The following is a 4071-nucleotide window of genomic DNA, read 5'->3' as shown; positions in this document are numbered from 1 at the left end:
GCGCTGGGGATCGCGGGCGGCCGCAGCCTGAGCATCGAAGCGACCGCCGTCGGCAAGATCGAGCGCAGCGGCGACGGTTGGCGGTTCGACGCGCGGCTCGAGAACCTGCGGTTCGGTGACACCCGCTTTGCGAATCCCGTGCCGATCGTCATCCGCACCGCGGAGGTGCCCGACGGTCTCGACCTCGGCGGCCGGGTGCGCCTCACCGGCACGGCGTGGCGCCCGGATGCCGGGACGCGCGAGGTCCTCGTCGTGGACGTCGCCACCGCACCCGAACTGGTGACGCCGCCCACCGGCGCCCTCGCGATCGCGTCGACGCTGCGTCAGGGTCTCGCCGCCCTGACGAGCGACCTCCCGCCGCCCGGCGGCGGCCTGATCGCCGGCCTCGCCGTCGGAGACACGACCGCGGTGACCCCGGAGCTGGATGCGGCGATGAAAGCCTCGTCACTGTCCCATCTCACTGCCGTGTCGGGCGCCAACTGCGCGTTGGTGGTCGGCATCGCCTTCGCTCTCGCCGCCGCGGCCGGACTGCGGCGCGGCGTGAGGGTGACGGCGGGGCTCGCTGCACTGATCGCGTTCGTCGTTCTGGTCTCGCCCGAGCCGAGCGTCGTGCGCGCTGCCGCGATGTCCGCCATCGCCATGCTGGGACTGCTGCTCGGGCGCTCCGGGGCCGGCCTGTCGCTACTGACGACATCCGTCATCCTGCTGCTGATCCTGGACCCCTGGCTGGCCGGATCACTCGGATTCATGCTCTCGGTCGCCGCCACCGGTGCGTTGCTGACGCTCGCGGGACCGCTTGCCGACGGTCTGTCGCGTTGGATGCCGTCGCCGCTCGCGCTGACGATTGCGGTGCCGCTGGCGGCGCAACTGGTGTGCGGACCGCTGATCGTGTTGATCGCACCGCAGGTGTCGGTGCTGGGCGTGCTCGCGAACCTCCTCGCCGCACCCGCCGCGCCGCTGGGAACGATGATCGGCCTGGCCGCCTGCCTTGCCGCCGGCGTGCCCTTCCTCGGCAGTGGGCTCGCGGCGCTGGCATGGCTGCCGGCATCGTGGATCGCCGCGACGGCGACGACCACCGCGACTGTTCCCGGCGCCACGATCGCCTGGCCGCAGGGCCCGGGAGGGTTCGCGGCGCTCGCCGTCGTCGGCGCTGCCGTCGCCGTGCTCACGATGCGCACGCAGCCATGGCTTCGGCTGGGTGCAGCGGTCGTTCTCGCAGTATCCCTCGGCACGGCCGTCGCGACCGGGCCGGCGGTCGACGCCGTCGCGCGCAGCGCGATCCCGGACGAGTGGTCGATCGCGGCGTGCGATGTCGGGCAGGGGGATGCCGTGCTCGTCCGCTCCGCAGACGTGGTTGCGCTCATCGACACCGGCCCTGCGCCAGAGCCGCTCGCGCACTGTTTGCAACAACTCGGCATCGACCGGATCGACCTGCTCGTGCTCACTCATTTCGACATCGACCACCGCGGCGGAGTGCCCGCCGTGGTCGGCCGCGTCCGTGTCGTGCTGCACGGTCCCGTCGACGCCGCCACCGACGCGCGAGCACTCGACGACCTCGCCGCCGGTGGGGCTCGACTGCAGAATGCGACGCGGGGACGGACCGGGTCGCTCGGCGACAGCCGGTGGCGCGTGCTGTGGCCGGTCACCGGGACGCCGCCCGGCAACGACGCCAGCGTCGTTGTCGAGTTCACTGGTGGATCCGTCCCGGCGTCGGTGTTCCTCGGCGACCTGTCCGGTGCGACGCAGCGGATCATGGCAGCGGGCGCGCGCCTGCGCTCCGGCTATGCCGTCGTGAAGGTCGCCCATCACGGTAGCGCTGATCAGGACGAGGCGATGTACACACGACTCGCGCCCGCACTCGCGTTGGTCACCGTCGGAGAGAACGACTACGGCCATCCGCGCAACGAGATTCTGGATCTGCTGGCAGCGCTGGGAGCGCGCGTTGCACGCACCGATCACGACGGCCTCATCGTCGTGTGGGCCGATGCCGACGCGCTGCACTTCTGGCGACAGCGCGCACCGACCGCTGTCGCGCCAGGTGGGTAGGCTGGCCCCATGCCGTCCGCACCTCGCCGTCCGTCCTTGCGGGGCACAGGCGGACGCACCGGAGCGACGATTCCACAGATCTCGTGGCGGGCGCCGCAGCCCGCACCGATCGTGCTCGTCTCCGGCCCCGAGGAGGTGTGCGCGGAGCGGGCGATCACCGGCATCCGCGACTTTCTGCGCGCCGAGGACGCGAGCCTCGAGGTCTCCGATCTGCGCGCCGACGACTACGCGCCGGGGAGCCTCCTGGCGTTGACGTCGCCGTCGCTGTTCGGTGAGCCGCGCCTGGTGCGCGTCGGGGGAGTGGAGAAATGCTCTGACGCCTTCCTCGCCGAGGCGCTGGCATATCTCGAGGTGCCGCAGGATGGGGCGACGGTCGTGCTGCGGCACACCGGGGCCAGCGTGCGCGGCAAGAAGCTGCTCGACGCCATCCGCGCGGGCACCGGCGGCGGCGTAGAGATCGCGTGCTCGGCCGTCAAGCGCGACTCCGACCGGTTCGACTTCGCTGCGGGTGAGTTCCAGGCCGCGCACAAGAAGATCGCCCCCGTCGCGCTGCGTGCTCTGGTCGGAGCCTTCGCCGACGACCTCACCGAGCTCGCCGCCGCATGCCAGCAGCTGATCGCGGACGTGCCGGGCGACATCTCCGAGCAGGTCGTGGAGCGCTACTACGGTGGCAGGGTCGAGATCTCCGCGTTCACCGTGGCCGACACCGCGATCGCGGGCCGTTACGGCGATGCGCTCGTGGCCCTGGGGCACGCCCTGGCCAGCGGCGCCGATCCGGTGCCGCTGGTGGCCGCGATCGCGTCGAAGCTGCGGACGATGGCGCGCGTCGCCGGCATCCGCGAGTCTTCCGCCTCGCTCGCGGCTCGCTTCGGGATGAAGGACTGGCAGATCGATCGCGCCCGGCGCGACCTCACCGGATGGAACGAGACGTCGCTCGGGCTGGCGATCCAGGCGGCGGCGCGGGCGGACGCCGAAGTGAAGGGTGCGTCCCGGGATCCCGTCTTCGCGGTCGAGCGACTTGTCACGATCATCGCGACGCGCGCTCCATACGGCGCCTGAGCCACCACCCCGTCGAGCCGCCATCCCGCCGCGCATCCGGGCCGTAGCTCGCGTACGCGCGGCGTGGCTTTCCTCCCGGCGATTTCGTGATCGCGTCTCACTGTCATCCCGGGAATGCTCGGCGCCAACGTGGCTGCCGTGGGCGCACGGTGCGCCCTCGGAAGGAGGCGGATCATGTCCGCGAGCACGATCGAAGCAAAGGCGTCGGCACCCGTCAGTCCACGTCGGCTCTACCGAGCCGCGGGGTGGGGCGGCATAGGTGCGTTCGTCGCGTGGGCGGGCCAGCCCGTCGTCGTCGCGGTGAGCGCCGCGAGCGACGCCCCGGACAATCCCGACTACGCCGCCTGGGTCGGCGACCGTGCGTTCCTCGGTGGCATCGAGGCGGCGATCTTCACCGGCGTGGGCGTGGGGCTGCTGTTCCTCGTGCTCGGCACGTGGGCGCTCATCCGGAGGGCCGGCGGCGGCGAGTCGGTCGCATCCCGCGTGGGCCTCGCGATGGGTGTCGTCGGCGCCGCCGCGTGGCTGCTGACGGCCGGCGCGGCGTACGCGCCGTTCACGTCGGTCGGCACCGGCATCCCCGAAGTCGCCCCCGACCCCGCGCTACAGGTCGCCCTCATCCAGGCACTCAATCTCGTGCTCACGAACAGCCTCATCACCTATGCCGTCGGAATGGGAGGATGGCTCGTCCTGATGGCGACGGCCGGGCGGCGCGCCGGGGTCATCGGGCTGCCCATGACGATGGTCGCGCTGCTGTGCCTCGCGGCCGTGATCTTCACCTTCGCTGTGCCGTTCCAACCGCCGTGGGGGATGATCGGGGCGCTGCTGTTCGCGCTGATCCTGGGCATCGCGCTGCTGGTGAAGTCGAGGAAGGCGTAGCCCCGGCATCCGCTCGCTGTCACAATCTGAGCCATGGATGACATCCTGCTGGCCACGAGCCGAGCCGTCCTCGCCCTCGCCGGCGTGGGC

The 4071-nt window shown here is 71.8% G+C and carries 3 protein-coding genes; all 3 read left to right on the top strand.

Annotated features, from left to right (window positions below):
* Positions 1-2046, top strand: a 2046-nt coding sequence (locus tag WBP48_RS10700) for a ComEC/Rec2 family competence protein (RefSeq protein ID WP_424440134.1), incomplete at its 5' end; no start/stop codon positions are given.
* Positions 2047-2055: 9 nt separating this feature from the next.
* Positions 2056-3105: a DNA polymerase III subunit delta gene (gene holA, locus WBP48_RS10695; protein WP_424440131.1), complete on the top strand. Its 1050-nt coding sequence runs from the start codon at positions 2056-2058 to the stop codon at positions 3103-3105.
* A gap of 174 nt (positions 3106-3279) precedes the next feature.
* Positions 3280-3981 (top strand): hypothetical protein, encoded by a 702-nt coding sequence (locus tag WBP48_RS10690; RefSeq protein ID WP_424440128.1) that lies wholly within the window; start codon positions 3280-3282, stop codon positions 3979-3981.
* Positions 3982-4071 lie beyond the last annotated feature (90 nt).

The organism is Microbacterium sp. (assembly GCF_049661145.1).
GTDB lineage: Bacteria > Actinomycetota > Actinomycetes > Actinomycetales > Microbacteriaceae > Microbacterium.
This window is presented reverse-complemented; position numbering and strand designations above follow the sequence as displayed.